The organism is Fervidicoccaceae archaeon, from assembly GCA_038734945.1.
Taxonomy (GTDB): Archaea; Thermoproteota; Thermoprotei_A; order Sulfolobales; family Fervidicoccaceae; genus ARK-14.
This window is the reverse complement of sequence record JAVYOA010000009.1, coordinates 234,111-260,069: the sequence shown is the minus strand read 5'-3', so window position 1 is coordinate 260,069 and position 25,959 is coordinate 234,111. Positions and strand designations below refer to the sequence as shown.

Genomic DNA, 25,959 nt, shown 5'->3' with positions numbered 1-25,959 from the left:
AAGCAATTGAGCTACTTTCCCCTCTCAAATTTATTTAAAAATAATGTAATTCCAACATCCACCAGCCCTAAGTTCAAAAGACCAAGAGCTCCCTTCTATTTAGAGAGCTGGTGTCCTTGGATAAGGGGACAATCTGCATATGCTGTATATCTCTATTCTCCGCACAGTGTGGAAGGTGTCTCACCTAAGTACAGTGGAGAGATGATGAGCAGATTAAGAATGATGCTGGGAAAGGGGGGCTTCTACCATTCTTTTTTCATGAGAAAGTTCTGGAATTTTATTGGAAAGAGAGTTGCCACTATGAGCGGAAATCCTGATATTCCATCACATGATTCTATTGGCGGCGGGATAAAAGAAGAAGCCATATCTGGAGAATTCCTAGTAATTGCAGGTGAAGGTTCTGGAATAAAATTTGCCAATAGACTAGCTGAAATGTCTGGGAGCACTGTTTTGCTCATTCAAACAAAATCGCGTAATTTTTTGGAAAAAGAAGCTGGAGAGAGAGTTCGCAGTGGTGTTCTAACAATAAATGCGGTATATTTGGGGAAATTCGAAGACGGAATGTTTGCTGTTAACAGAGAAGAGAGGAAAATATATAGAATCTCCTCCCAAAAAGTAGTGTTCTTTCCAGCAATTAGGGACGCTTTTCCGATATTTGAAAACAATGATCTTCCAGGAATTGTGAGCTCTGACCTAGCCATTCAACTAATCTTTGAATATTCAGCACTGAAAGAAGTGGATAAGGTTTCTGTTCTAGCCGATGGCCAAAGAGGCATCAGCGTTGCTGAAGAAATATCAAAAAAGAAGGATGTGAGGATAATTGCTCCTCTTACTAAAAAAGATGGCCTGAGTGAAGTTGAGAGCAAGGATATCGTATTTGCAAGCGAAATAATGGCAAGGGGTTATCCAAACATAAGAGAGCTGGAGATTGTTCATCCAGGAAAGGAAAGAATTCATACAGATCTCCTTGTTTCTGCTATTACAGGCTTTCCGGACATAGAGTCCTTATTGCAGATGGGTGGAAGTGTTGTTTTTAGCGTATCGATAGGCAGACCAACGATTGCGACAAAAAGGGGTGCGGTTGATGGTATAGATGGAGTATACCTATTGGGCAGAGCTTCTGGAACTCCAAATAGCTTAGTAAACATGGAGATAGAAATATTTTCAAAATTCCTATCCGGCGAGAAGCTATCAGGCAATGAGGAAGAGGAGATGGAAAGGATAGACAGAGCAAAAGGCCTCGTTCCACTAAATGAAGCTACTATTAGAGAGCCGCCTGAATTCTTTTTAGCGAGGAATATCGAGGGGATGAAGTTCATTTGTCCGTGTCAAGATGTAACTCTCAGCGATGTAGTGAAGGCATACGATTTGGGATACAAGGATATAGAGAGAATAAAGAGATTCACAGCCCTGGGAACTGGGAGCTGCCAGGGAAGAATATGCAGATTTTCAACAGCAATGATACTCTCATATCTTAGGAGTGTTTCCTTAGAATCTCTAGGAACTTTTAGGCAAAGGCCTCCGCTCGAACCAATTGAGATAGAGTTTCTGTCATGAGGCAGATGAGCTATGAACTGCCAGACCTCTATTGTCGGGGGAGGAGTAGTTGGACTATCTGTAGCAATGAATTTAGCAATGATTGAAGGAAAGGGAGAAAAAATATGCATATTTGATGAGAAATATCTTGGCTACGGATCATCTCTCAGAAATGCTGGAAGATTCAGGGTTCACTTTGGAGATGAGAGAAATCTGGAATTCGCTATTAAATCAGCTGAATATCTGAGCACTCTGTCAAAAGTAACCAAGATGAATCCTTTGATTGTTAAAACAGGTTATTTGTGGATAGCGTCTGATGAAGCAGCATACAGAACGCTTAGAGATACTAATTCTCTATTTAAAAAACATGGAGTTCCCCTTGAAGAGATCCCTGACTCAGAGCTGTACAGATTGTACCCCTATCTAAGAGAAAGAAAGGAGATAATTGCTGGTTTCTTTGGAAAGGAAAACGGTTCGATTCATCCTGATTCCGTGATATTTGGTATGGAGAGAAAAGCCAGAGAGCTCGGAGTGAAGATTTTCGAAAATTCTAGGGTAGACAACGTATTGATTAAAGATAACAGAGTTTATTCAATCGTTTTAGGAAATAAAGAGATCAGTGTGGAGAGAGTCGTACTGGCGAATGGAGCTTGGATGAGAGAATTTTCAGATAAGTTAGGTTTGGGGCTTCTTATAGAGCCAGTTAGGAAGGAAATAGCAGTAACTGAGGCCTATTCTTTCAAAATTTCTCCGTTCATTGTGGACTCATCTCTGCACTTATACTTTTCCCAGACGCTGAAGGGAGAAATAATTGGATCAACTAGTACTGGGAATGAGCCGAAGGGTTTGGTAAAAATGGACAACACTTTCTCTTGGCTCAGAACGTATGCTAGGAGACTAATGACTGCTTTAAAGGGGGCTTCTTCTATCAGAATAATGAGGGTTTGGAGTGGATTCTATGAGATGACTCCTGATAGGTCTCATATAATGGGAAGATCCAAGAGGTGGCCAGAGGGTTTATACGTTGTTGGTGGATTCAGCGGTCATGGCTTCATGCTTGGACCTCTCGCAGGTAAGCTTATTGCCGAGTACATCTTCACAGGAAAGGAGCCCAAGCTCATGATTCCTTATAATCCTGATAGGTTTGAAGAGAAAAGAACCCTTGAGGAAAAGTTCGTCATTGGATAGCAAATTTTGTTATTTATCTATGTTCATCACTAAATTACTTCCTTATAATCACTTCGTCCTGTTTTGTCACAATTATGAGCCCCATACTTTCGAGTATTTTTACTGGAATGTAATAATGAGTATGATATGAGACTCTATCTCCGTAGAAAGTCTCCCAATAAAAGTAGCTTCCATCCCTGCTGAAGAATTTTGAAAATCCAATTTTTCTCAGAACTATTTCTACGAGCTCTTTTTTCTTTATTCGAGAAATACCCTGCTTTCTGAGCTCCTCGACTACCTCTCTATAAGCCTGAACTATTGAGGATGGAATTGTGTATTTCATTCCACTCGGGAGAGTGACTCTGTAGACAGATTCGTCATAGGCAATTTCCATATTTCTCGAGCTTTCCCCTTTTTCCTCAATTATGACCTCAGCTTCCTCGACGCTCCTCTGTAAAGATCTTACAATGCTTATATCATTGTCATCTAATTCGATTGCTGTTCCTGTAACTTCCTCAAATTCTTTTACTCTTTCTACAGGAATAAGCCATCCCATATCCCGCAGGTAAATAAAACGTCTCCTTCTCAACTCTGAATATATCGCCTGGGAATAACGTTTGTTAACTGCTAAAACTATTGTTGCCTTCAATCTCAATCCCTTTCTATTGTAATAAAGATAGGAGCATAGACAAGTATATATTATGATAAAGTTCTTCATTAAATAGCTAAGTGCGCTGAAAAGGGTGCTATAGATGGAGGAAGAATGCGAGTTTCCACCATGCCTTCACGTGGTAACTGATGATAGAAGGAAAAAATTTGCTATTTTCTTCGAGGATAGCGAGGGAGTAATAATATGGGTTCAGAAGGAAAAGCTGGATGAAGCCTTGAAAAAAATAGCAGAGCTGACTAGAAAGGGCTATACAGAAGAGGAGGATTTGGAGAGGATAGATGAACTAGCAAGAATTAAACTCAGTGCGGAACCAGAAGAAGAATAAAAGGGGGAAAGCTCAGTTGGTTTCCCTCATAGATTCCTCTGAAGCTAAAGAAGTTTCTCCTGGATACATTGTGGAGAGAAAGTTCGATGATTCTCTAGGCACTTCCATATTTCTCCTGGTTCTAACAAAAGCAAAGAAGAAAGAGATCGTTGGAATTCCGGCAAAGGTGGAGGAGGATTGGGAAAAGGCTGAAGTTCTATATTTCTTCAGCAAAAAAGGATACGAAATTTTCATGGACTCTATAGCTCACTTAATTGAGGCATCAATTAAAAGATTATTTCCCTCAGCAAAGCTGGCAGGGTATTACGTGAGAGAGGGAGAAGTCAGAGTAGATTTCTACATGGAAGGAGGAAAGATCAGCAGAGTTGATGCTGAAAGAATAGTAGATTTAGCAAGGAACATTGCTGAGAAGGCAGAAATAGTGACAGTTAATACATCTTCTTCGGAGGCTGAAGAAGAGCTGAAGAAGAGCGGGGAGGATTTCCTTGCAAGCTTGGTCAGAAGGATGGGTTCTCCTAAAATAATTGTAGTAGATGGAATAAAGACAGTTTGTGATTCCGATCTTCATCCAAAGATGTTGGGGAAGATAGAGGAGATCTCTCTCACAAATATAAGCACATCTCATTGGATGGGAAGGGAAGACTCTGTTCTACTCAATAGCATACATGTAGCAGCATTTCCTTCCAGTAGAGACAAAGCAATTTTTGAAGAAAGGAGAGAAGAGGCTGAGAAGAGGGATCATGTTCGGCTGGGAAAGGAGATGGACATATTCATGACTTCCCCTCTTGTGGGAGCTGGTCTAATTTTGTGGCTTCCTAATGGAGCTGCAATGAGGAGGGCACTAGATGAGTACATAGTGAAGCTTCATCAGAAAAAAGGATATCAGCTTGTAGCTACTCCTCATGTTGCTACAACTGATCTTTTTCAAATAAGTGGCCACCTATCATATTACAGGCAGAATATGTTTCTCTTCAATCTCGATGAAAAAGAGCATGCGCTGAAGCCGATGAATTGTCCATTTCACATATTGATACTAAAGAGGAAAAAATGGAGCTATAAGGATCTACCAATAAGATATTTCGAAATGGGAAATGTCTACAGATATGAAAGGGCTGGCACTTTGCATGGATTAACAAGGGTTAGAGGCTTCGTAATAGATGATGCTCACATATTTGTAAGGGAGGACCAAATAGAACAGGAAATATCACAGATTCTATCTCTCATTAGAGAAATTTACAGCGCCATGGGACTCAAGGACTACAAGTTCATATTGAGCCTCAGGGATCCCAGCGACAAGAAAAGCTATATGGGCAGCGACGAGATCTGGGATCATGCGGAGAGCTCACTCGAGAGAGCAATGAAGGAGATGGGGCTAAGCTTTACTAAATCTATTGGAGATGCAGCATTCTATGGACCAAAAATTGATGTAATATTCACAGATTCCCTCGGAAGAGAGTGGCAGGCAGCAACAATACAGCTCGATTTCAACTTGCCCGAGCGATTCGATCTATCATATGTAGACAAGGATAATTCTCTGAAGAGAATGGTTATTATACATAGGGCTATATTGGGAAGTCTCGAAAGATTCATTGGAATCATGCTGGAGCAATATGCGGGAAGGGTTCCTCTATGGCTAGCACCGGTTCAGGTAGCTGTTCTACCAGTTGAGGAAAGCAACAGCGAGCAAGTTAGGAGAGCTGAGGATATTTACAAGTTCTTGATCTCCAGCAGTGTAAGATCTGTTTTGCTGACCGAGGGAAGGCTTAATCCAAGATTGAGGGATGCTAGAGCTATGAGAGTGCCACTTATAGCAATTGTTGGGGAGCGGGAAATGAAAAGTGGAGGGATCTCTGCTAAATATATTACTTATTCTGAGGATGAAAGAAGAAGATTCGTTCCAAAAGAAGAGGAAATTGAGTTCAGCAGTGAAAAAAGCATGCTGGAATGGATAAAAGAAACTATATCAAAGCAGACAAATGGGGTCCTATAGAGAATGAGCGAAGGAATTTTTCAGAAATATGTTGATGCACATTCACATGCTCATGAATATGATGTGGATTTTTTAAAGTCGCTTGGGAACGAGTTTATCATAATTGCTGTTTCTGATGATATCCAGAGCTCAAGAAGAACCATTGACCTATCCGCAAGATTTGATTTTGTGAAACCATGCATTGGAATCCATCCCTGGAAAATTGAGATGGCAAACAAGGAAGCATTGAAAGAACTTGAGACACTGCTGAATGAAATGGATCATCCATGCCTAGGCGAAATTGGCTTGGACAAAAAGTTTGTTCCTTCTACATATGAGCTTCAGCTGAGAGCCTTTGAGAGATTTTTACAGGCTGCAAGAGAGAATGATGCAGTTATTAACTTGCATGCTGCTGGGGCGTGGCAGGAAGTAGCAGAACTGGTAATTAAGAAAGATATTTCAAAAGCATTGTTCCACTGGTACACCGGCCCTCCAGATCTTATGTATAGGCTTCAAGATTTTGGGTATTTTATTTCATTCAACGTGGCAGCAGTAATTCAGAAAAAGCATGCAGAATTAATTAGAACGGCAAAATTAGATAATGTACTAACAGAAAGCGATGGTCCCTATACTTACAGAGGTCAGAAGCTAACTACTGATAGAATTCCAGTGCTCCTGGAATTTTTAGCTAAAGAAGTTGGTATTGATTTAGAAAAGATGAGAGAAATAGTATTGAAGAATGCTCTGAAGCTGCTGAGGTGAGTAGATTGAAGATCTTGGCCACTAGTGATGCACATATCCCAAAGGGAGAAGCTGAACTCCAAAAGGCTGTAGAGGCATCATGCGGACAGGGAGAGGAAGTAGATGTTCTCATACTGGCTGGAGATATGATAGAGAGAGGAAAAATCGCTCTATATCCAAGAGTGAAGGAGATATTGAGCAAATGCAAGGCAAGGATTACTATTGGTATTTTTGGAAACGAGGAATTTGATGATCTGAGAGATGAAATAGAGAAAAACAATGAATGGGTTTTGTGGCTCAATGACGATGTGAAGGATATCAGTATTAACGGCGAAAAAATTCTGGTGTTTGGCTCAACTGGGATTTTAGATGAGCCGACTATTTGGCAGAGAAAAAACATTCCCTCAATAGAAGAAAGGTATAACGCTAGGTTGAGAAAACTCGAAGAGTTTCTGAAAATCAAATTCAATGGGACAAAAATAGCTGTTTTCCATTACCCTCCAACATATAAAACTCTTTATGGAGAGCCCTCATTTGCTTGGCATGAAATGGGTTCAAGGAGAGCTGAAGAACTTATAAAAAAGCTTGGTGGAGTCGATTTGGTAATACATGGACATGCTCATAGAGGAAAGGTTCTTTCAGTAAAAATAGGGGAAGCTGAAGTCTACAATGTATCGCTTCCAGCAAGAAAGGACCTTTTTAAATATGAGTTCAAGAAAGGAAAGATTTCCCTAATGGACTTCCTGGATGAGAAAATATAGCAGAGAGAAAACGATCATGATATTCGGAGGAATTTGAACAAATAATCAACTGATTATAAACTCAATTTTTACAAATCGGAGATCCAGAGAAAATTGGGGATGTTTTTTCCTTTGATATCTAAAGGTGCAAGCTCGATAAATATTTTCCAAATTTTGACTCTACTATTGAAAAAATTTTAAAAAAGGAAGGGTGATAAATAATAATCCCATTATTAAATGAAGCCATACTGGAGATTGAGAGGAATGAATCATAAGAAAATCGAGCTGAACTACGAGCTAGTCGATAGGCTCGCATGGCTCACAAGAATAAAGCTGACAGAAGAAGAGAAAAAGAGATTGCTTGAAGAGATCGAAATAATTCTCAGCTACATAAATGATATTTTATCTTTGGATATTGGTGCAGAGGAGGTTACGCATCTCTCTCCTGGAACTCTAAGAGATGATGTTGTCCAGATAGATGTTGAAAATGGCATAGATCTTTTACATCAGTCTATTTTGGAAAACGGATATGTGAAAGGACCCAAGGTCTATAAGGGATGAAATATGGGGAGAGGGAAGGTTGTCGATTTTGTTGATGCGGTGAGGAGAGGAGATGCCGATCCACATAAATATGTAGAAAAGTCACTGGAAGAAATTGCGAGAAAGGATCCCCTATTCAATATGTTCATTACAATAAGAAGCGAAATTCCTGAAAAGATAAATTTGAAGGGAAGGTTGCCAGGAGTTCCCATAGCAGTAAAGGACAACATTGTTACAAGAGGTCTTAGAACTACCTGTGCTAGCAGAATATTGGAAAACTTCATTCCTCAATATTCAGCAACAGTAGTAAAGCTTCTTGAGAAAGAGGGTGCCATTATAATTGGAAAGACCAATATGGATGAATTTGCTATGGGGGCGCTTGGAACAACAAGCGCATTTGGTCCAACATTAAATCCTCTTGATCCAGACCTTTCCCCGGGAGGAAGTAGCTCTGGGAGCGCTGCAGCTGTGGCATCTGGAGTTGTTGATATTGCACTTGGTAGCGATACGGGAGGAAGTATAAGGCTTCCAGCAGCTTGGACAGGAATATTTGGATTGAAACCAACATATGGTGCTGTGAGCAGATTCGGACTGATATCATACGCTGATAGCATGGATCAAATTGGGCCAATGTCTTCCAGTGCTAGCGATTTGGCGCTTCTCTTCTCCATTATATCATCTTATGATTCCATGGATCCAACTAGCTCCCAAAACCCCTGGGGAAACAGTTTAGAAAAAATATCGCTAAGTCCACCAAATTTCGATCACCTACATGGGCTGAACATTGTTGTGCCAAGAGAGCTTGCAGAGCATCCAGAAGCTGATGAGAATATTGTCTCTAACTTCTGGAAAGGAATAAAAAAGCTCGAAGGTGAGGGGGCTCAAATAATTGAGATTTCTGAGCCCCTCTTTCTGAAAGTGCCTCAGATATATTATGTAATAGCATTCAGTGAAGCAAGCAGCAACCTTGCAAGGTTTGATGGAGTCAGATACGGTTCAAGAGTCGTTCCCCCAGATGATTTGGACTGGGACAGCTACTATATGGAGAATCGTTCGATGTTTGGATGGGAGGTCAAGCGAAGAATAGTTCTCGGCTCATTCATTCTGAGCAAGGGTTACTACGACATGTATTACTCTCAGGCATTGAAGGCAAGAGGTATGATTAAAAGGAAGGTTGAAGAGCTATTAGGGAAGGGGAGAGTAATAGCTACCCCGGGCTCACCAATAAGGCCTCTTCCCATAGATTATGATGCTACGGATCTCTCCAAGTTGAACTCAATCGATGCACCCTTGATGATTGCGAACCTAGCAGGTCTCCCGGCAATCACTGTTCCAATGGGAACAGCTTTCAATTCTCCTCTCTCTATTCAGCTAATAGGTCCACCATGGTCGGACGATCGCCTCATCGAATTGGCAAAAGTCATGGAGGAGATCTTTGGATGAGCGAGAATTTTATAGACGTAATGATTGGCCTGGAAATTCATGTGCAGATAACTTCTCTGAAGACAAAGCTCTTCTGTGGCTGCTCTTCTGACTACAGAAACCTGCCTCCAAATACCAATGTTTGTCCTGTCTGCCTTGGTCTCCCTGGAGCCCTTCCCAAGGTGAATAAGAAAGCTATTGAAAAGGCTCTGATGGTTGCCATTGCGCTGAACATGAAGATAGCTGAGAGCGTTTCCTGGGCTAGGAAGCATTACTTCTATCCGGATCTCCCAAAGAATTACCAAATAACCCAATATGAGGGGAAGGGTGTAGCAAGCATAGCCAAAGATGGCTATTTAGATTACTACTTAAATGGAAGCGTGAAGAGAGCAAGAATAAGAAGGATCAATTTAGAGGAAGATCCTGGAAAAATTTTATATCATAGTGGCTCAATGCTCACTAGCAAGTACAGCCTGATAGACTATAACAGAAGCGGAGTTGCACTTCTGGAAATTGTTACTGAGCCTGATTTCAGAAGTTCAAAGGAAGTTCTTGCTTTTCTGCGTGAGCTTAGAACCGTGCTTGAATATCTGGATATTACAGATCTCGATCTTGAAGGCGCTATGAGAGTTGATGTCAATATAAGTGTTGGGAAAGGAAAGAGAGTGGAAATTAAGAACATAGGAAGCCTCTCAGATATTGAAGCAGCGATTCTCTATGAAATAACTAGACAGAAATCGCTGGTAGAAAAAGGAATAGAAGTAGAAATGGAAACGAGGCACTGGGATCAGGATAAGAAGGCGACATTTGGAACAAGAGCTAAGGAAAGCGAAGAGGACTACAGATATTTTCCCGATCCAAACTTACCTCCAATTGAAATAGATAGAGATCTTCTAGGGAAAATTGCAATGGAGATGCCTGAATTACCTTCCGTTAAGAGGCGCAGATTCGTAGAAAAGTATGGGATTAGCGAATACTTGGCTCATGCAATCTCTTCTAACAGAAGATTGGCTGAATATTTTGAGGAGGTGATGAAGGGTACTACTATAAATGCTGAAAGAGCAGCAGCGCTTATAGCCAATGATCTAGTTGGGTGGATAGGTGCTGAGAGAATCAAGGAGATAGGAAATGTTGTTCCTCCGTCCGAAATGGCCAAACTGTTAGAGCTCTTAAGAACTGAAGCTATTTCCATAAAAATTGCTAAGGAAGTAATTCCTGAGTTAGTCTCTGGAAAGAGATTGGAGGATATTCTCAATGCAAGAGGTTGGATCGGGAAAGTTAGTGGTGAGGAGCTCTCCAAAGTTATTGAAAAGATAGTTTCCGAAAACAGAAAGGCTGTCGAAGATGCTATTAACAATCCAAGGGCTATCCAATTTTTGATTGGAAAGGTGATGGAAGCTACCAACAAGAAGGCTGATCCGAAGGAAACCTATGAGCTTTTAGCTAAAAGAATAGATGAATATAAACAAAAAAGGAGGGTTTAAGCCTCGAGGGGGCCGATAACTTCCTTTCCGGCTCTTCTGTTTATTTCCTCCACTTTTCTATCGATCTGCTGCTGAATGAGCTCTATTTCTAAATCGCTCAGGTGAGAGTATCTTCCTTGCAGCTTCAGATATTCTCTCACGTGCTTCCTCTTTCTCACTGGTACAGTTACGCTGAAGTTACCCCTATCATATTCCATGTTTATCCACACGGCAGTTTCTGTAGCTAGCTTCGCTATGGTTATTCCATATCTTGGCTCGAATCTCCAACCTGTGGTGCATGGCATGATCACGTGAACTAAGGAAGGGCCATCGGTGTTGAGACCCTTCTGGAACTTAACATCCATGTCCACTGGGTATGCTGGATTAGCTGTAGCAACATAATCCAGCCCATGTGCTATAGCTATATCGAACATGTCCTTCTTTGTCCTCCATTCACCCCTTATTCTCCTTGTCACAGGTGTTGTTGTTGTCCAAGCTCCAAATGGAGTGGCACCGCTTCTCTGAATCCCCGTGTTCATGTATGCCTCATTATCATAGATGACGAACATCACTTTGTGGCCTCTTTCCATGAGACCGCTCAGTGCCTGGAATCCAATATCAAAGCTGCCTCCATCCCCAGCAAGAGCTATAACGTTTATTTCCTTCTCGAAGGGAATCATTCCCTTGGCTTTCATCGCCTTTATTGCCGATTCAACTCCTGAGGCAACAGCTCCAGCATTTTCGAAAGCTACATGAAGCCACGGAACTCTCCAGGCTGTATATGGGAATGAAGTGGTTGAGACCTCTACACAGCCTGTGGCATTGACAACGATTGTGTTTCGTCCTGCTACTTTGAGAAGATGTCTTACTATTGTTGAAGCAGTGCATCCAGCACAGAGAGAATGCCCTCCAACGAAGTGCTCCTCTTTAGGTATGTCCCACAGTGTTTTTATTCTGGTTTCCTCAAAGCTCAACTCCCTTCACCCCATAGAATATGCTCTTCTCAGAAATTGAATTGGTTGCAGCTCTCTTCTCCAATATCTCGAATATTTTTACGAAATCCTCAATAAGCATCCTTCTCTGCCCAAGACCAGCTATGAAACTCTGAACGGGAGGAGCATCTCTGTATCTGTAGGAGGACATTATGTCCAGTGCAATTGGTCCACTCGGAGTCATGCCGAAGCTAACAGATCTATCAATTACTCCTAGTGCACTCAGCCCTTTGATCATTGAGTACAATTGCTCTCTTGGGAAAGGTCTGTAAACCCTCAGCTTTATTGCTCCCGCCTTTATTCCTCTCTTCCTTACCTCATCTACAGCATACTTTAGGTTGATATAGTATGAAGATGTTGCTAGAACTGCTATTTCAGCATCCTCTAATCTGTAGCTGTCCACAACTCCATAGCCTCTTCCATACAGTTTTCTGAAATCCTCGTCTGCTTTTATAATGTGAGGAAGTGATCCCTCTAGCGCTACTGCCTGCGAATATTTGAACTCGTAGTAGTAGTCAGGTGATGTTATTGTCCCCATGGTAATAGGTTTGTCTGGATCTAAGACATTCCACGTTTGTTTCTTTGGTATGTATTCCTCGCTCACATATTTGCCAAGAACTTCAACAGGCTCGATTGTATGGCTCATCAGGTACCCATCATATGTCACCATGACAGGCAAGAGTACCTCTGGATTCTCAGCTATTCTATATGCCTGTATTATTGAATCATAGGCTTCTTGAGCAGTGCTAGCAAAGATCATTATCCATCCACTATCTCTCTGGTTCATTACATCACTGTGGTCGTTGAAAATGCTTATCGGAGCAGAGAGAGATCTCATGGCAACACTCATTACAACTGGAAGTCTCAAGCCACTGGTTATATGAAGAACCTCATGCATGAGAGCTAGCCCTTGACTTGCTGTTGCTGTGAAGACCCTTGCTCCAACTGCAGATGCTCCGATAACGGCACTTAGGGCGCTATGCTCACTTTCTACATGAATGATCTCGGCTTCAAGCTGGCCTTCTCCTATTAGCTCAGCAATTCTCTCGACAACTGTTGTCTGAGGAGTTATAGGATATGCAGCAACAACATCTACATCTGAGTCCTTGACTGCTTCAGCTACTGCCTTGTTGGTTGACAGTGCCTTCATTTCTTTCCTTCTTTCGATAACCGCTGTCATTTCTCACACCTCCGGAATCATTTGTATAGCTTTGGCAGGGCACTCCTGAGCACATATACCACAGCCCTTGCAATGAACATAATCAACGCTGTATGTGAGCCTATAGCTCTTACCTGTTTTAGTCGTGTATGGCTTTTCTTCTTCTATAATAGCAGCATCTGGACAGAAAATCCAGCATATTCTGCACCTAATACATTTCTCCTGATCGATCTGCGGCCTCTCGTTTCTCCATCCACTAACGTCTAATTCAAGAGTGCTTCCTGGCTCACTAATGATTCCTCCGATGGGATAATCCTTCCAGCTCTTAAATTCCTTCAAATTCCACCACCTGCAGAAACTGTTCTCTTCACCATGTTTATACCTGAAGAGACGGCCTTCATGTTCAATTCAACGAGTTTTCCGGAAAAGTTCTTCTTTATGACGTTTTCAAGGTTCTCAATTTTAACAAGCGGGATTGAACCCACAAGTGCTCCTAGCATTATGGTGTTGTAAATGGGTCTTCCGAATATTTCTAGAGCAATCTTAGATGCATCAACTGTGAATATCTCCTTATTGGAGAGCCTCCCACCATAGAAGCGATTTAGATCCTCTCTGGACATGCTTGTATTGGAAACTACATAGCGCAATCTCTCAAAATTAACATACTGCTCTGCCTTTGTTACCAAGCTTGGATCTATGACTACCAGAATGTTTGGGGAAACTATGGGGGTTTTTGGAAGCTCCTTCATAGAGGAGGAAAGCCTGTTATAGGCTCTCACTGGAGCCCCTCTTCTCTCTGCTCCGAACTCTGGAATAGCAACGGCTGCTTTTCCCTCTCCTATAGCAGCAATTGCTAAGAGCTCTGCCGCTGTAACAGCACCCTGTCCCCCTCTTCCTAACCAGGTTATCTCTATCATTTCCTCATTGTTAATATTCGACAAGAACGGCACCTCAAAATTTTTTATAATCATTGTTCGTTTTATCAATTATTTTTTAAAATTGTTTATCGTTTAATAGGTTGATAGTATATATTCGCATGCGTACAATTATAAACTCTGTTAATGTGGACAGTGAACTTCAGTATAAGTTTATAACTGTCTGTGCTTTCTAATATTAAAAAAAGAAGACGATACCAAGGGGAATAAAATGCTGCTCATATACTCTCCCACATTCTTAATGTTCGGTATGTTATTGGCTTCGCTGCTAGCTGCTGTCATTATTGGTATTTTGGCTGTCTCTGCCGACAAAATAGTGAGAGGCCCACCAAAGTCATTGATGGGGCTGAAAGCATCAATGCTCACAACAGTTGTAGTGACTTTCATGGGGAGCATAGCAGTAATATATCTTGTAGGGGCGTATTTCGGATTGGGAGCAGACTGGCTCTATTCAACAGTAGCTCTTGTTGCCATTTTCATGGTGCTTCAGTGGCTAATGAGCCCTATACTTATCAAAGCAATTTATCATACAAGGACCCCAAAGAGCGAGGAAGTCTGGCTCGTTAATTCTGTTGCTGACCTAAGCAAAAAGGCTGGTCTGAAGGAGGCTCCGAGAGTTTTAATAGCTGAAGTTTCTGCTCCAAATGCTTTCGCCTTTGGAGCACCACTTTCAGGAAACTATGTTGCTGTAACAAGAGGACTCCTGAATCTCCTCCCTAGAGAGGAAATAGAGGCCGTTCTTGGACATGAACTAGGACATCTGAAGCATCGGGATGTTGCTGCACTCTTGGCAATAAGCTTAATACCTTCTGCTATTTTCTTCTTAGGAAGGATGTTGTTAACTTGGGGTTGGCTGGCTGGTAATGGGAGAGAGAGAAGCAATGGACCTCTCCTTTATGTGGCAATAGGAGCAATTTTATTTGTAGCCGGCTTTCTATTCCAGTTTCTAGTTACGCATTTCAGCAGATTAAGGGAATACTTTGCTGATTCTTTCAGTGCAAAGCTCACTGGAAATCCGCGGTTGTTGCAGAGAGGTTTGGCTAGGCTCACGCTGATTTACGAGAACAATCCGAGAATGGGGGAAGAGATCAACAAATCAGCAGCGATGCTATTTATAGTAAATTACTTCATATCAATGACAGGGGGATTCGCCTTTGAGCCTTCAGAGTATTGGTTCCCTAATAGAAGAAAGACCTATGTTCCCCCCAAAGATATAGATATAGATGCGGCTGTAGAGGAGCTAATGAAGAAGAAGGAGAGTGCTTTCCTTGAGTTGTTCAGCTCACACCCATCCACTCCGAAGAGGCTCAGATTCCTGGAAAATCTGAGAAGAGAGATCTCAAAGATTTAAAGGCTTGTGGGAGGTAGCCTATAAACTCTGAGCTTTCCGCTAAGATAGTCCATTATAACCCTGACAGCTGCAAGATCTATTAAGGGATCCTTGGAAATCCTCTCAACCCATCCCCTTTTTATTGCTATTTTTTCGAGAATTTCATATTCTGTTGTAAAGCTCTCTAAATCATAGAGCTCTGCTATAACTTCAGGTCGCGAGGATATTGCGCTCTTCAATATACTGATTGCTGGCTTCACTGGATCCTCTATCTTCTCAGGAGATCTGGAGCGAATGATTTTCTCTATGGGATCTCTTGGATCTGGGAATATGCCCGGGGAATCATAAATGTATACGTTTCCTGTGATTTTGTATAATGTTATCGATTTTGTATATCCAGGCTTCCCAGGATATGGGCTTGTCTGAGCGGACTCTTTCTTTTTCAGCATGTTGATTATGGATGACTTGCCTGTCTTTGGAACTCCACATACCATGCCGATAGCCTTCTTTCCTTCGCATTTATCCGCAAGAGAGAGAATTGCATCAATTAGTTCTTTTTTTCCTTTGCCCTTCTTTGCTGAAACAGGAATGGGATCAATTCCCTTTGATTTATAATAATTAATCCAAGCCTCTCTCGCTTTTCTTGGAAGAAGATCGATTTTATTTAGAACAAGAATAAATGGCTTTCTATATTTTCCAATAATTCTTTCAAGTGTGAGTGATCTTGTTCCTTCGGGATTTATAGCATCTACGACCTCAATAATATAGCAGATTTCATTTATTATTTTTCTAATTCTTGCTGCTGGAAGTAAAGCGATGCCTTTCATGTTCCGCTTACTATACAAATCATTTTCACCTATCTATTTTTCATATAATGAAAAAAATGCATCATAGTTTTTTCTTTTCATTGAAGAAAAACCAAAGTGCATTTTCTGCATTTTATTGTTTGGTGCTATGTTTGGCAGTATCAAAGCGTGGATCACCCGCCCATAATGCGGGTGTTTTCGAGCCTGCTATTACTCCGATCGCGCATTTAAAAGCATTTAGGAGGGGAAAAGGGATGCTCAACTGGGAGAGGGATGATATAGCTTTCTAAATTGAAAGAGGTTTTAAAATTTTTCTCAAGTTTTTTCAACTACAATGAGAAGAGCTTTATTTGATGCAGTCATAGCTGTTTTTATTTTTAGAAAGTAGCAAGATACCAAAAATAGTTTAAGCTTAAGTCATCATCTTGGATGAGGTTTGTTATATTTTTGCTGATTAAGGATCATAGATTTGCAAAAGGAGATCTTTTCTTGGAAGTTCTGAAGAAAGTAAAATTTTTATTTGAAAAAACATAATTTCTATTTAAACTTATATGGCGGTTGCTGTTGATAGTATGAGGAGAGAAATCAGCAAGGATCCCCAAAAGATAGCATCACGCTATGATATAATTGAGCTAATTAACGCTATGAAGCATCAACTTCCCCCAATTAAGATAAGGAATGTTGCAAAGGAAATGGGGGTAACTGAGGACTATGTGAGGAGAAGGCTGAAAAAGCTGGAAAAAGCTGGTTTGGGGTTCAGAACAAACTTCGATATGAGGAAGGTTGGCCTTTCAACGCTTGGGATCTTCTTTAGACAACCAATATTGCTCGATTCAAAGACTAGAATAAAGGGATTGGACGAGAACCTCTCATACATTCTCAGATGGAGAGGCAATGTAAATTTACCGAGGCCGTGGGGAATTGCTCTCTTCTATACACCGTTCAACATCGATGTGAGGGAAAACTTCATTAAACTTCTCACGAAAAATGGTCTGCCTGAGATAGAAGAAGTAATAGAGTTCGATATTACGGTATATGATAATCTTGATTTAAGGGAGGATGCCTTATACAATGACAGAGAAAAAAGATGGAAAAACGTTCTTAATAAGATTATGGGGGATATCGAAAAAACAAATAACGTAAGCAACCAGGATGATATAGGAAGAGAGCAAGAGCTGAAGCATATAGATCTCATTGATATAGTGATCCTTGCAAAGCTACAAAATAATTCACTTACTTCGATGAGCGAGATAGCTAGAACTCTAGGTATAAGCGTAAGTAAAGTAAATAGGCATTTACAGACCCATCTAATCGGACAAAGAATAATTGAGGGCAATTCATTGAAAAGAAGGACAATGAATTTGAACGACCCAGCAAATCTCATCATCATAATAAAGGGAAAGGCTGAAAGCGTTTCTCTGTTGCGTATAGTTGCCAGATACATTTCTAAAACTTGGGAATTTATTTCCATGTTATATAACTCAAGAACCGCTGACTACATTGTGCTTTTTATGATTAAAAACGAGGATATGGAGAAATTGGATAAGCATCTGCATAAAATTTTTGGGGAAATTCTGGGGAAAAATTATTTCATTGGAATACTAAATAAGAACTCGGTAGCATCCTATACAATTCCTTTTATATCGTATAATAGAGAATTGAAGGAATGGGATTTAGATCAGCAGTTGATGGACGTAATGAAGCAGAAGTTTCTTGAGCTTCTGAAATATTAGGTTTCTGCCTTTTCTTCCTCATGAGATCCCTCAATTTTTTCTTCGAGAAATTCTCTTCCCCTTTCACTTATCTCATATACTTTGTGTGACCCCTTGCTGTAGATTAGGTTTATGTAACCGAGCTCGTGAAGAATCTGAAAAGCTGCTAATACATAGTATCTCGGAAGACCTGTAGCATTAACTATATCTCCGGCATTAGCAGCTCCTTTCTCATGGAGAGCTTTTAAAATTCTTTTTATTGCTATAGCATCGTTATCACTCACTCGCTTCACCACAAAAAAATATTCTGAAAAAACCCTAAAAAAAGGTGGGGCAAAAGTATTTTATTCCTTGATGAAGAACAGAAAAACGATTTTTAGCTTTAAAATGGAACTCAAGCTAGATCTGGCTAGAGGGATAACGAATGTCAGAAAAGGTTAAGGATATAATTGCTGAGGCAAAAAAACAGGGTAGAAAAAAGCTTCTTGAACATGAATCTATGGCCCTTCTTGAGGCCTATGATATACCCGTAGCTCCTTATTTTTTCATTAAAGATGAAAAAGATGTAGTAAAAGCAGCAGAAAAGGTTGGATTCCCAGCTGTTCTCAAAATAGTATCTCCTGATATCGTTCATAAGTCAGATGTTGGCGGAGTCATTATAGGAATTAACAGCCTAGAGGAAATGAAAAATGCTGTGAATAAGATTAAGGAAAACGTGGAGAAGAATAAGCCGGGCGCTCAGATAGCAGGCTTCTTAGCACAGAAGATGCTACCAAAAGGAGGAATAGAAGTAATAGTAGGAGGAATAAGGGATCCTGTTTTTGATGCCACAATAATGTTCGGACTTGGAGGAATTTTTGTTGAAATTTTCAGAGACGTTTCATTCAGAATAGCTCCTCTGAAAGAAAAAGAGGCTCTCGATATGATTGACGAAATCAAGTCAAAAAGCCTATTAGAAGGATATAGAGGAGATACACCTAAGGACAAGAAAGCCATAGCTGAGATAATTGTGAAGGCTGCTAAACTCATTTACGAGAATCAAGAGCTGAAGGAAATGGACATAAATCCTGTTATAGTTTACGATAAAGGTGCATTCGCAGTAGATGCGAGATTTATTCTCAATATGTGAATAGCGGAAAAGGTGTACCTATGTAATGGAATCAACTGCCTCAGAAGAGCTCGAAAAAATCAGCGATCAAATTCATCAGCTGAAGGAAGAGATAGTTAAGCTCAAGGAAGAAAGAATGAGGCTCATTCAAGAACTTCAAGAGCTGAGAGGAGAAAGAGCGAATCTAATCGAAAAAAGCAAGGAAATTTCAGCCCAGGTAAAAAAACAGAGAGAGGAAAAGAATAAGCTGCTGGTTGAGCTGAGAGAACTCAAAGAGGAGAAGGAGAAAATAAACAAGAGGTACGAAGAGATAGCAGAGCTGTTGAGGAAGAACAATGAAGTTAAACTGAGCGCAGAAAAGGATGGAAATAGGACTTCTCTAGGCGCACTGAAAAGGAAGATCGATCAGCTTACTTGGAAACAGCAAACTACACCTCTTTCAGTAGAGGATGAAAAAAAGCTGTTGCTAGAAATAGAGCGGTTAACACAGCTATATGAGAAGCTGATGAAGGCCAAGGAACTTGATTCAGTTAACATGGAACTGAAGGCAGAGCTAGCAAGCCTCAAGATAAAGATGAGGGATGTCAAGGAGAGGATGAGAGGGAAAATAGCACAGCTGGATAGTGTAAGAAAGAAGCTAAAAGAGCTTTCGGAGAGGATGGATGAGATCTCTCCAAAAATAAATGAACTGGGGAAGCAGATAACAGAGAAGAGCAGTACTCTGAACTCTCTGAAGGAAAAGATCGATCAGAAATATGAGGAACTCAAGAAGCTTCAGGAAAGAAGCGCTGCAATAAGAGAGAGCATCTACAAGAAGAGAGAGAGTGAAATTTTAGAGAAGAAAAGAAAAGAAGCCGAGGAGAAGCTTAAGACAAAGGGAAGGATCACCTTTGAAGATTTAATAGCTCTCTACAGCGGCACAGAAGATAGCTCGGAAGAGATGCAGAAAAAATAGCTCTTCCTCAATTCAATCAATTCTATTTCGAATCTTTTTTCTTCAAGTAGAGCATTGATAATATTTAGTTCAAAAAATTATGTTAGAGGAGAGCAGTATTGAATAGAGGGGTTCAGTTTGGATAGAGCTGAGAAAGACTCATTGCTTGTTCCTGGGAAAAGAGTAAAAATTGAGACAAAGAATGGCTTAGTTCTTGAGGGTCTGGTGTTACAAAGATATGAGATTTTCGATCCTGGCTATGTGACTATAAAACTTGACAATGGCTACAATGTAGGAATAAAAATTAACAACATACTTAAAGTGGAGGAGCTTCCTGAAGGCAAAAGGGTAAGAGCTGAAGGATTTGAGCTTGAGGCACCTGCGGGAGGAAAAAAGAGAGGCAAAAGAGTGCACATCATAGCAACTGGAGGTACAATAGCAAGCAAAATTGATTACATTACAGGAGGAGTAACACCAGTCCTCAGCACTGAGGAGCTCTTGGAGATGATTCCCGAACTGGGAGAAATAGCGGAAATTTCCAGCGAGATTCTAATGAGCATTTTCAGTGAAAATATGGAACCCAAGCACTGGGAAATCATTTCACGTCATGTTCACGAGATTCTAAAGAATGATCCTGAAAAGGGAGTGGTTATAACTCATGGAACAGATACTCTTGGCTATACAGCAGCAGCCTTAAGCTTTGCGCTTGGTAAGATACCCTCTCCTGTAGCTATTCTGGGCTCTCAGAGAAGCAGCGATAGGCCTAGCAGCGATTCAGCTTTCAACCTAATAGCTGGGTCTATATACACAAGCGCAGACATATGTGAAGTTGCTGCAGTAATGCATGGGGAAAGTGGTGATACGTATGCCCTAGCTCACAGGGGGACAAGAGTGAGAAAGATGCATACGAGTAGGAGAGATGCATTCCAGAGCATCTCCTCGCTTCCAATAGCAAAAATCTATCCCTATTCTGGCAAAATTGTTCAGTTGAGGAATGATGCTAGAAAGTGCGGTAATAAAAGAGAGTATCCCCAGGAAGAAGTGAAGCTGCACTTCTCCGACAGGGTGGCACTTCTGAAATTCTATCCAGGTATGAGAAGTGAAATCTTAGATTTCCTCGTAGAAAGAGGTATTAAGGGGTTAGTAATTGAGGGAACTGGACTAGGTCATGTAAATGAGGGGCTCATTGAAGGTATAAAGAATGCAGTGGAAAAAGGAGTTACTGTTGTTATGACTTCTCAATGCATTTTTGGTTCTGTTAACCTAAATGTGTACAGCACGGGCAGGCTTCTACTAAAAGCTGGAGTAATTGGACTGGGGAACATGATACCTGAAACAGCTCTGGTGAAGCTCTCTTGGGCTCTCGGAAACTTCAGAGATGAAGAAGTGAAGGAAGTTCTGTTGAAAAATATTGCTGGAGAGATCGAAGATAGGGAGCTTCCTTCCTATTTCCCCAAGTGGAAGCATGATTGAGGTGTCGAAAATGGAAAATGCTATTGATTGGAAAAAGCTGGGACTGAAAGTAGGATTGGAAATTCATCAGCAACTCCACACGCATAGAAAGCTATTCTGCAACTGTCCTGCAGTATTAATAGAAGGCGGAGAAGAGGAGGTGTTCGAACGAAGATTGAGACCAACAAGAAGTGAGCTTGGAGAAGTGGACATAGCTGCTTATTTTGAATGGCAGAAAGGAAAAAGCTATGAGTATCATGCCCCAAGACAAGCATCATGTCTGGTTGAGGCAGATGAAGAGCCGCCTCATCAGATGAATTTGGAAGCTATCAAAATTTCTCTTGGCATAGCCCTGGCTCTTAATTCAACACCCGTCGACGAAATTCATGTGATGAGAAAGATTGTCATTGATGGTTCGAACACAACAGGTTTTCAGAGAACTGCTCTTGTTTCCATAGGAGGGGAATTCGAGGTAAAGGGGAAAAAGCATAAGATTCAGACCATTTGTGTTGAAGAAGATGCCGCTAGAAAAGGAGAGGAAAAAGGAGATAGAACTTCCTATATTCTTGATAGGCTTGGAATTCCCTTGATAGAAATTTCGACTGCTCCAGACATAGAGAGTCCAGAGGAAGCACAAGAAGTTGCTTCTTGGATAGGCACTCTTCTCAGGCTCACTGGAAATGTCAGGAGAGGAATCGGAAGCATAAGGCAAGATCTTAACGTTTCGATAGAGGGAGGGGAAAAAGTAGAGATAAAAGGAGTCCAAGAGCTGGAACTGCTTCCAAAGGCTATCGCATATGAGGCACTTAGACAGATGAGACTTCTTGAGCTAAGAGAAGAGATGAGGAAGAGAGGAATAAATAAGGGAGAAATTTCATTCGTTCCAATCGATGTTTCACATATACTAAAAGAGTCAAAGAGCAAAATAGTGGAAAAGAACCTATCAAAGCCAGGAGGAAAAGCATACGCTGTGCTTCTACGTAAATTCAAAGGGCTACTAAAGTATGAGCTTCAACCGAATAGACGCTTTGGAACTGAACTGGCCGATTATGCTAGATTCTATGGGGATGTCATGGGTTTATTCCATGGAGATGAGCTACCTGGATATGGAATAACAGAGCAAGAGGTTGAAAAAATTTATGAAACTATAGGGGGGAATCCAAGCGAGGACAGCTTCATCTTAATTGTAGATGAAGAGAATAAAGCTCTTCGCTCACTTAAAGCGGCTGTTGAACGAATTAAAGCGGCTCTAGAGGGGGTTCCAAAAGAAACACGTGCTGTTCTTCCCGACGGAACAAGCAAATTCATGAGACCCCAGCCGGGAGCTGCGAGAATGTATCCGGAGACGGATATAGCACCTATTGTTGTCACAGATGAAATAATTAGAGAGGCTGAATCACTTCGCCCCCCAACCCCAGAAAAGAAGTTGAAGTATTACGTGGAGAACCTAGGCCTGAGCCTAAGCTTAGCTGAAAGGCTTGTTGGAGGAGAGCAACAGGAGCTTTTTGAAAGGCTTATTGAGAGGTTAAATGGAAAGGTTGATGCTACCACTGTTGCTTCACTTCTCATGGTTCACATGATCTCTCTGAAGAGGGAGGGAGTACCGGTAGAAAGAGTTGGGGAGAAGGAGCTTTTGGACTCTCTCCTGCTCTTGGCTGATGGTAAGATAACTAAGGAGGGACTCCCAGAGCTTGTAAAGCTTCTAGCACAGGAACCTGGAAGCGACCCAATGGAGCTTGCAAGGAGGGCAGGACTTCTGAGTATGAGCGAGGAGGAAGTGAGGGCATTTGTTAGAAGGATAATTAGAGAGAATGAGAATGTTATTAGGGAGAAGGAAAGAAAGGCGAAAAACGTTTTGATGGGATTGGCAATGAGGGAGTTGAGAGGAAAAGCTCCTGGAGAGCTCGTTGCAAGATTGATAGATGAGGAGCTCAGGAAAATGCTTGGAGAAAATAAGTAATAACCGAGCGTCGGACAAATGCCTTTTCCTCACCATTCAGATTTTTCCCTACCTCATCCGCTCAATGTTATTTTCTCTCAATGCAGAAAAAACTTTTTGTCAAATTTCTGCTTCGAATTTTTTTCAAGATTTTGCCCTATATCATTATAATCTGCTTGAAGCTTCTTCAATTGCCCTTTTCAGGTCTTCTAGTGGAGCATTTGTTCTAATTCCCCTTTTATCAAAATGTGTTCGTGAAGCCCTGTATCCCATTTTCTCCAGTTCGTTTATCAAGACTGAGAAGGGGGGAATGTTTTTTCTCATCGCTGAGCACACTTCATCGATTCTATAGTAGCCGATGGAATTTACTTTGATTTCTCTTTCTATCAAAGAGAGGGTTCTCTTCAATTCACTAGAAAGATATTGTGAGTCCTTCAGCTCATTCTTCATTTGCTCAGTAAATTCTTCATTCCAAATGTTATCTATCCAGAGAGGCCCTATTGCTTTTTTGCACTCATCTGTTCCAAAATCGTTCAAGTTGATGATTGAAGAGATGCCCCCTTCCTCATTTATGCATAAGTAGCCCAGTTTCTCCATTGCTCTTGTAGCTCCATTTCTCTCCCTTCTAACAAGAAATAGCACTTTGAGGAAGTGCTCATGGTAAAAAGAGAAAAGAGGGTGAGCTGCTCTATCCAAATATGAAGATGTGCGAACAAAGGATCCTATGAGAACTCTAGTTCCTACTTCTCTTGAAAACTGTGTTCTTGTTAGATTGGAACCATATCTTCGGAGAGCTACATCTTTGTACCTTCCTGTTAAAGCGCCTAGATCTGTAGCAGTTACGCTCACTATTCCCTTTTTTCCAATGGCCTTAAGAGCAGATTCAAAATAGTATATTGGACTTCCATAGGGATCTATGTCAATGGAGTCAACTGGAACGCCGTTGCTATCAAGTGAAAGTAGGAAGAGTCTAGCATCGTTTCTCTCTGCAAACATCCTAGTTCGAAGATGATTTAGCTCTGCATTTCTTCTGCACTGTTCGATTGCTAGTGGGTTTATGTCTGAAGCGTAGGCCATTGTTTCTTCTTCAGATGCTTCCAGAAGAACTCTGATAGATCTCACACAAATACCTGAAAGAGGTTCAACAAAAGTCCTTATTCTTCCCTCTTTCCTGCGGTAGGCCCTAATTGCTAGAACTGTCAGATCTCTATTAAGCACAGAATATGGATTGTAGAAGAAAGGCATCCAAGAAGGTTCTATTTTTCCATCCCGTCTCATGAATGAGGGAGAAATTGGAATGAAAAATAGCGCTTTTCCCTCCCTCGCTATTTTCTCCATCAATTCATTTTCCCCTTTTTGAGTTTGAGCTGAAGATGTTCTTACAAATGCTCTCATTGCCTCCCTAATGAACTAAGCTGGGTTGAGGCAACTGAATATGCCTTCTCTGCTTCCATCTCGCCGAGGTTTATTATATTTCCCTTTTCTTTTATTTCTGCATATAGTCTTGGACTGCGAAATTTCAATGAAATGTGAAATGTGGAAAGAAGATTCTTATCTGAAATAATTGCCTCCAAAAAGGCTTCTTCTGCTTTGTGATATACAAGCTCCATAGGGCCTATTTCATCTATGACAATGACCTGGACGCTGCTACTCTCAATAGCGGAGCTCAGAGCAGATAAAATTTCTCCTCCAGCTGCTGGATTTAGCCAATACTTTCCATGCCTCATTTCATATCCAGGTTTTTTCTCTATTGAAGCCAGCTCTACTGTTCTCCAAGATGGAAGGAAGACGAGCTGGAAACCTGCTCTGAAGCCATTCTTTCTAATTTCTGGAGTGAAAAATCCAGAATATGATATATTGTGCTCATTCATGAATGAGAGAAGTCTTCTTATTAGCGTAGTCTTTCCAGAGCGAGGAGGACCTGTGATGAATATTTTCACAACCAATTTAATCACCGTAGAATGAAATGACTGCTCCTTAGACTTTTCCTCACTTGAATTGAGGATTTAGTATATAAATGAGAGAGAACTAGAGCCTGAAATTCACATTCTTCATATGAGTTCCTTTATACTCCCAATTCTTCTCTCCTCAACATATTTCACTTCTCCTTCGCTCAGCTCCCTCATTTTCTCGCTTCCCTCTCTAAGGACAATGATCCCCATTATATCATCAAACTCGCTGATTTTGGCAAGCTCCTCTGCTTTTTCTCTTATGCTAAGTGGAGATGAGGCTCTCTCATAGCCTATCAAGAGTCCCTTGCTTCCAACCTTTGCCGCTAAATCAAAAAATGTTTTCTTAGTACTATAGATATCTGCTCCCAAGCTTCTCAAAACTTCAGCTATTTCCCTTTCAACTCTGCTCTCCACTTTCTCCTGAGATGGAACAATTTTGGGCTCATGTGAGAATATGTCGAATGGCTCTGCTATGTCCTCACCAAACATATCAAGAAGATCTTCCGCATAATCAATTCTAACTCCAAACGTATTCCTCTCGTACTCGTATATTGCTTTTCTGGAAACTCCCAATCTTTCTGCGACTTCACCCAGGCTGTAACCCAATTCTTCTCTCTTCTTCCTAAGCTTTTCTCCCTTTATCTTCACTACGAATTCGCCTCTCCTTGATATTATGTACAAATCTTTTGATTTTTCCAGTAACCTGCTGAGAGTTGTTGGATTTATCACTGGAACATCGTCTTTCATGTATATTACTTCATCATGCAGATCGATTTTCCTCTCAAACTCTCCTATGATAAGAGGCTTAGAGCTCGAGGCTCTGCTCATTGCCTTGAGATCTCTCAACTCATCCCCGCTGATCTGAGCACTATCCACAGTTATTTTTAGGTGTATCCTCTTTTTGTTATCGTTCTGAGACCATGCTATTATGTCGATGCTCCTTTTATCCGATCTCTCGGGCCTTTCGATCTTTACATATCTAAAATTTGACTTTTTCAGCTCATTATGAACTTCCTCGAAGATATCTCTGAGTAGTCTAGCAGATATTTCTTCGCTCAGCTTCATTT

25 protein-coding genes are annotated in these 25,959 nt (G+C 41.0%); 15 read left to right on the top strand and 10 right to left on the bottom strand.

Features of this window, described 5'->3' with window-relative positions:
• The first annotated feature begins 6 nt into the window (after positions 1-6).
• Together QXR92_05740 and QXR92_05735 are read left to right on the top strand one after the other, a co-directional pair.
• A complete protein-coding gene (locus QXR92_05740) occupies positions 7-1,557 on the top strand; it encodes a (2Fe-2S)-binding protein (GenBank protein ID MEM0319501.1) in 1,551 nt (516 codons plus the stop codon).
• A 12-nt stretch (positions 1,558-1,569) separates the two neighbouring features.
• Positions 1,570-2,724 (top strand): FAD-dependent oxidoreductase, encoded by a 1,155-nt coding sequence (locus tag QXR92_05735; protein MEM0319500.1) that lies wholly within the window; start codon positions 1,570-1,572, stop codon positions 2,722-2,724.
• Positions 2,725-2,758: 34 nt separating this feature from the next.
• Here the strand turns inward: QXR92_05735 and QXR92_05730 are convergent, their stop codons facing one another.
• Complete coding sequence (locus QXR92_05730; GenBank protein ID MEM0319499.1) at positions 2,759-3,352, bottom strand: hypothetical protein; 594 nt, start codon at positions 3,350-3,352, stop codon at positions 2,759-2,761.
• A gap of 103 nt (positions 3,353-3,455) precedes the next feature.
• On the opposite strand from QXR92_05730, the gene QXR92_05725 reads away from it, so the two are divergent.
• The 7 genes from QXR92_05725 to gatB all read left to right on the top strand — a co-directional run bounded on the left by QXR92_05725 (position 3,456) and on the right by gatB (position 10,594).
• Entirely contained in the window at positions 3,456-3,698 is a 243-nt protein-coding gene (locus tag QXR92_05725) for a hypothetical protein (GenBank protein ID MEM0319498.1), read from the top strand.
• Positions 3,699-3,714: 16 nt separating this feature from the next.
• Positions 3,715-5,688: a threonine--tRNA ligase gene (gene thrS / locus QXR92_05720; GenBank protein ID MEM0319497.1), complete on the top strand. Its 1,974-nt coding sequence runs from the start codon at positions 3,715-3,717 to the stop codon at positions 5,686-5,688.
• A 3-nt stretch (positions 5,689-5,691) separates the two neighbouring features.
• On the top strand, positions 5,692-6,429 hold the full coding sequence (locus QXR92_05715) for a TatD family hydrolase (GenBank protein MEM0319496.1): 738 nt from the start codon (positions 5,692-5,694) through the stop codon (positions 6,427-6,429).
• A gap of 5 nt (positions 6,430-6,434) precedes the next feature.
• Positions 6,435-7,169 (top strand): metallophosphoesterase, encoded by a 735-nt coding sequence (locus tag QXR92_05710; protein MEM0319495.1) that lies wholly within the window; start codon positions 6,435-6,437, stop codon positions 7,167-7,169.
• Between the two features lie 243 nt (positions 7,170-7,412).
• The gene (locus QXR92_05705) at positions 7,413-7,709 is read left to right on the top strand and encodes a hypothetical protein (GenBank protein MEM0319494.1); all 297 of its coding nucleotides are present in this window, start codon (positions 7,413-7,415) and stop codon (positions 7,707-7,709) included.
• A gap of 3 nt (positions 7,710-7,712) precedes the next feature.
• Entirely contained in the window at positions 7,713-9,131 is a 1,419-nt protein-coding gene (locus QXR92_05700; protein ID MEM0319493.1) for an amidase family protein, read from the top strand.
• Positions 9,128-10,594 carry an Asp-tRNA(Asn)/Glu-tRNA(Gln) amidotransferase subunit GatB gene (gene gatB, locus QXR92_05695; protein MEM0319492.1) on the top strand — a complete coding sequence of 489 codons (1,467 nt, stop codon included), beginning with the start codon at positions 9,128-9,130 and terminating at the stop codon, positions 10,592-10,594. The genes QXR92_05700 and gatB overlap by 4 nt, the downstream gene beginning before the upstream one ends.
• On the opposite strand, the gene QXR92_05690 is transcribed toward gatB, so the two are convergent.
• Genes QXR92_05690 through QXR92_05675 form a run of 4 tightly spaced genes read right to left on the bottom strand, consistent with a single transcriptional unit; the run spans position 10,591 to position 13,665 of the window.
• A complete protein-coding gene (locus tag QXR92_05690; GenBank protein MEM0319491.1) occupies positions 10,591-11,547 on the bottom strand; it encodes a thiamine pyrophosphate-dependent enzyme in 957 nt (318 codons plus the stop codon). The two genes, gatB and QXR92_05690, sit on opposite strands and share 4 nt — an antisense overlap.
• Positions 11,537-12,745, bottom strand: coding sequence for a ferredoxin oxidoreductase (locus tag QXR92_05685; protein ID MEM0319490.1), 1,209 nt, complete (start codon positions 12,743-12,745; stop codon positions 11,537-11,539). Before QXR92_05685 ends, QXR92_05690 begins: the two co-directional genes overlap by 11 nt.
• Positions 12,746-12,748: 3 nt before the next feature.
• The gene (locus QXR92_05680) at positions 12,749-13,063 is read right to left on the bottom strand and encodes a 4Fe-4S binding protein (protein MEM0319489.1); all 315 of its coding nucleotides are present in this window, start codon (positions 13,061-13,063) and stop codon (positions 12,749-12,751) included.
• Positions 13,060-13,665 carry a 2-oxoacid:acceptor oxidoreductase family protein gene (locus QXR92_05675; protein ID MEM0319488.1) on the bottom strand — a complete coding sequence of 202 codons (606 nt, stop codon included), beginning with the start codon at positions 13,663-13,665 and terminating at the stop codon, positions 13,060-13,062. Before QXR92_05675 ends, QXR92_05680 begins: the two co-directional genes overlap by 4 nt.
• A gap of 205 nt (positions 13,666-13,870) precedes the next feature.
• On the opposite strand from QXR92_05675, the gene QXR92_05670 reads away from it, so the two are divergent.
• Positions 13,871-15,010: a zinc metalloprotease HtpX gene (locus QXR92_05670; GenBank protein MEM0319487.1), complete on the top strand. Its 1,140-nt coding sequence runs from the start codon at positions 13,871-13,873 to the stop codon at positions 15,008-15,010.
• On the opposite strand, the gene rsgA is transcribed toward QXR92_05670, so the two are convergent.
• The gene (gene rsgA, locus QXR92_05665) at positions 15,007-15,834 is read right to left on the bottom strand and encodes a GTPase RsgA (protein ID MEM0319486.1); all 828 of its coding nucleotides are present in this window, start codon (positions 15,832-15,834) and stop codon (positions 15,007-15,009) included. The two genes, QXR92_05670 and rsgA, sit on opposite strands and share 4 nt — an antisense overlap.
• Before the next feature lie 533 nt (positions 15,835-16,367).
• Between rsgA and QXR92_05660 the strand changes: the two genes are divergently transcribed.
• Positions 16,368-17,528: a winged helix-turn-helix transcriptional regulator gene (locus QXR92_05660; protein MEM0319485.1), complete on the top strand. Its 1,161-nt coding sequence runs from the start codon at positions 16,368-16,370 to the stop codon at positions 17,526-17,528.
• Here QXR92_05660 and QXR92_05655 read toward each other — a convergent pair.
• Entirely contained in the window at positions 17,525-17,791 is a 267-nt protein-coding gene (locus QXR92_05655; GenBank protein MEM0319484.1) for a hypothetical protein, read from the bottom strand. The genes QXR92_05660 and QXR92_05655 overlap by 4 nt on opposite strands.
• Positions 17,792-17,931: 140 nt before the next feature.
• On the opposite strand from QXR92_05655, the gene QXR92_05650 reads away from it, so the two are divergent.
• The 4 genes from QXR92_05650 to gatE all read left to right on the top strand — a co-directional run bounded on the left by QXR92_05650 (position 17,932) and on the right by gatE (position 22,961).
• The gene (locus tag QXR92_05650; protein ID MEM0319483.1) at positions 17,932-18,636 is read left to right on the top strand and encodes an acetate--CoA ligase family protein; all 705 of its coding nucleotides are present in this window, start codon (positions 17,932-17,934) and stop codon (positions 18,634-18,636) included.
• A gap of 25 nt (positions 18,637-18,661) precedes the next feature.
• On the top strand, positions 18,662-19,570 hold the full coding sequence (locus QXR92_05645; GenBank protein MEM0319482.1) for a hypothetical protein: 909 nt from the start codon (positions 18,662-18,664) through the stop codon (positions 19,568-19,570).
• 117 nt (positions 19,571-19,687) lie between these two features.
• Positions 19,688-21,022: a Glu-tRNA(Gln) amidotransferase subunit GatD gene (gene gatD, locus QXR92_05640; GenBank protein ID MEM0319481.1), complete on the top strand. Its 1,335-nt coding sequence runs from the start codon at positions 19,688-19,690 to the stop codon at positions 21,020-21,022.
• Positions 21,023-21,032: 10 nt separating this feature from the next.
• The gene (gatE, locus tag QXR92_05635; GenBank protein MEM0319480.1) at positions 21,033-22,961 is read left to right on the top strand and encodes a Glu-tRNA(Gln) amidotransferase subunit GatE; all 1,929 of its coding nucleotides are present in this window, start codon (positions 21,033-21,035) and stop codon (positions 22,959-22,961) included.
• 144 nt (positions 22,962-23,105) lie between these two features.
• Here the strand turns inward: gatE and QXR92_05630 are convergent, their stop codons facing one another.
• From QXR92_05630 to QXR92_05620, 3 genes are all read right to left on the bottom strand, one after another.
• Complete coding sequence (locus QXR92_05630; GenBank protein MEM0319479.1) at positions 23,106-24,278, bottom strand: hypothetical protein; 1,173 nt, start codon at positions 24,276-24,278, stop codon at positions 23,106-23,108.
• A 53-nt stretch (positions 24,279-24,331) separates the two neighbouring features.
• A complete protein-coding gene (locus QXR92_05625) occupies positions 24,332-24,880 on the bottom strand; it encodes a nucleoside-triphosphatase (GenBank protein MEM0319478.1) in 549 nt (182 codons plus the stop codon).
• A gap of 111 nt (positions 24,881-24,991) precedes the next feature.
• Complete coding sequence (locus QXR92_05620; GenBank protein MEM0319477.1) at positions 24,992-25,957, bottom strand: helix-turn-helix domain-containing protein; 966 nt, start codon at positions 25,955-25,957, stop codon at positions 24,992-24,994.
• Positions 25,958-25,959: the final 2 nt, after the last annotated feature.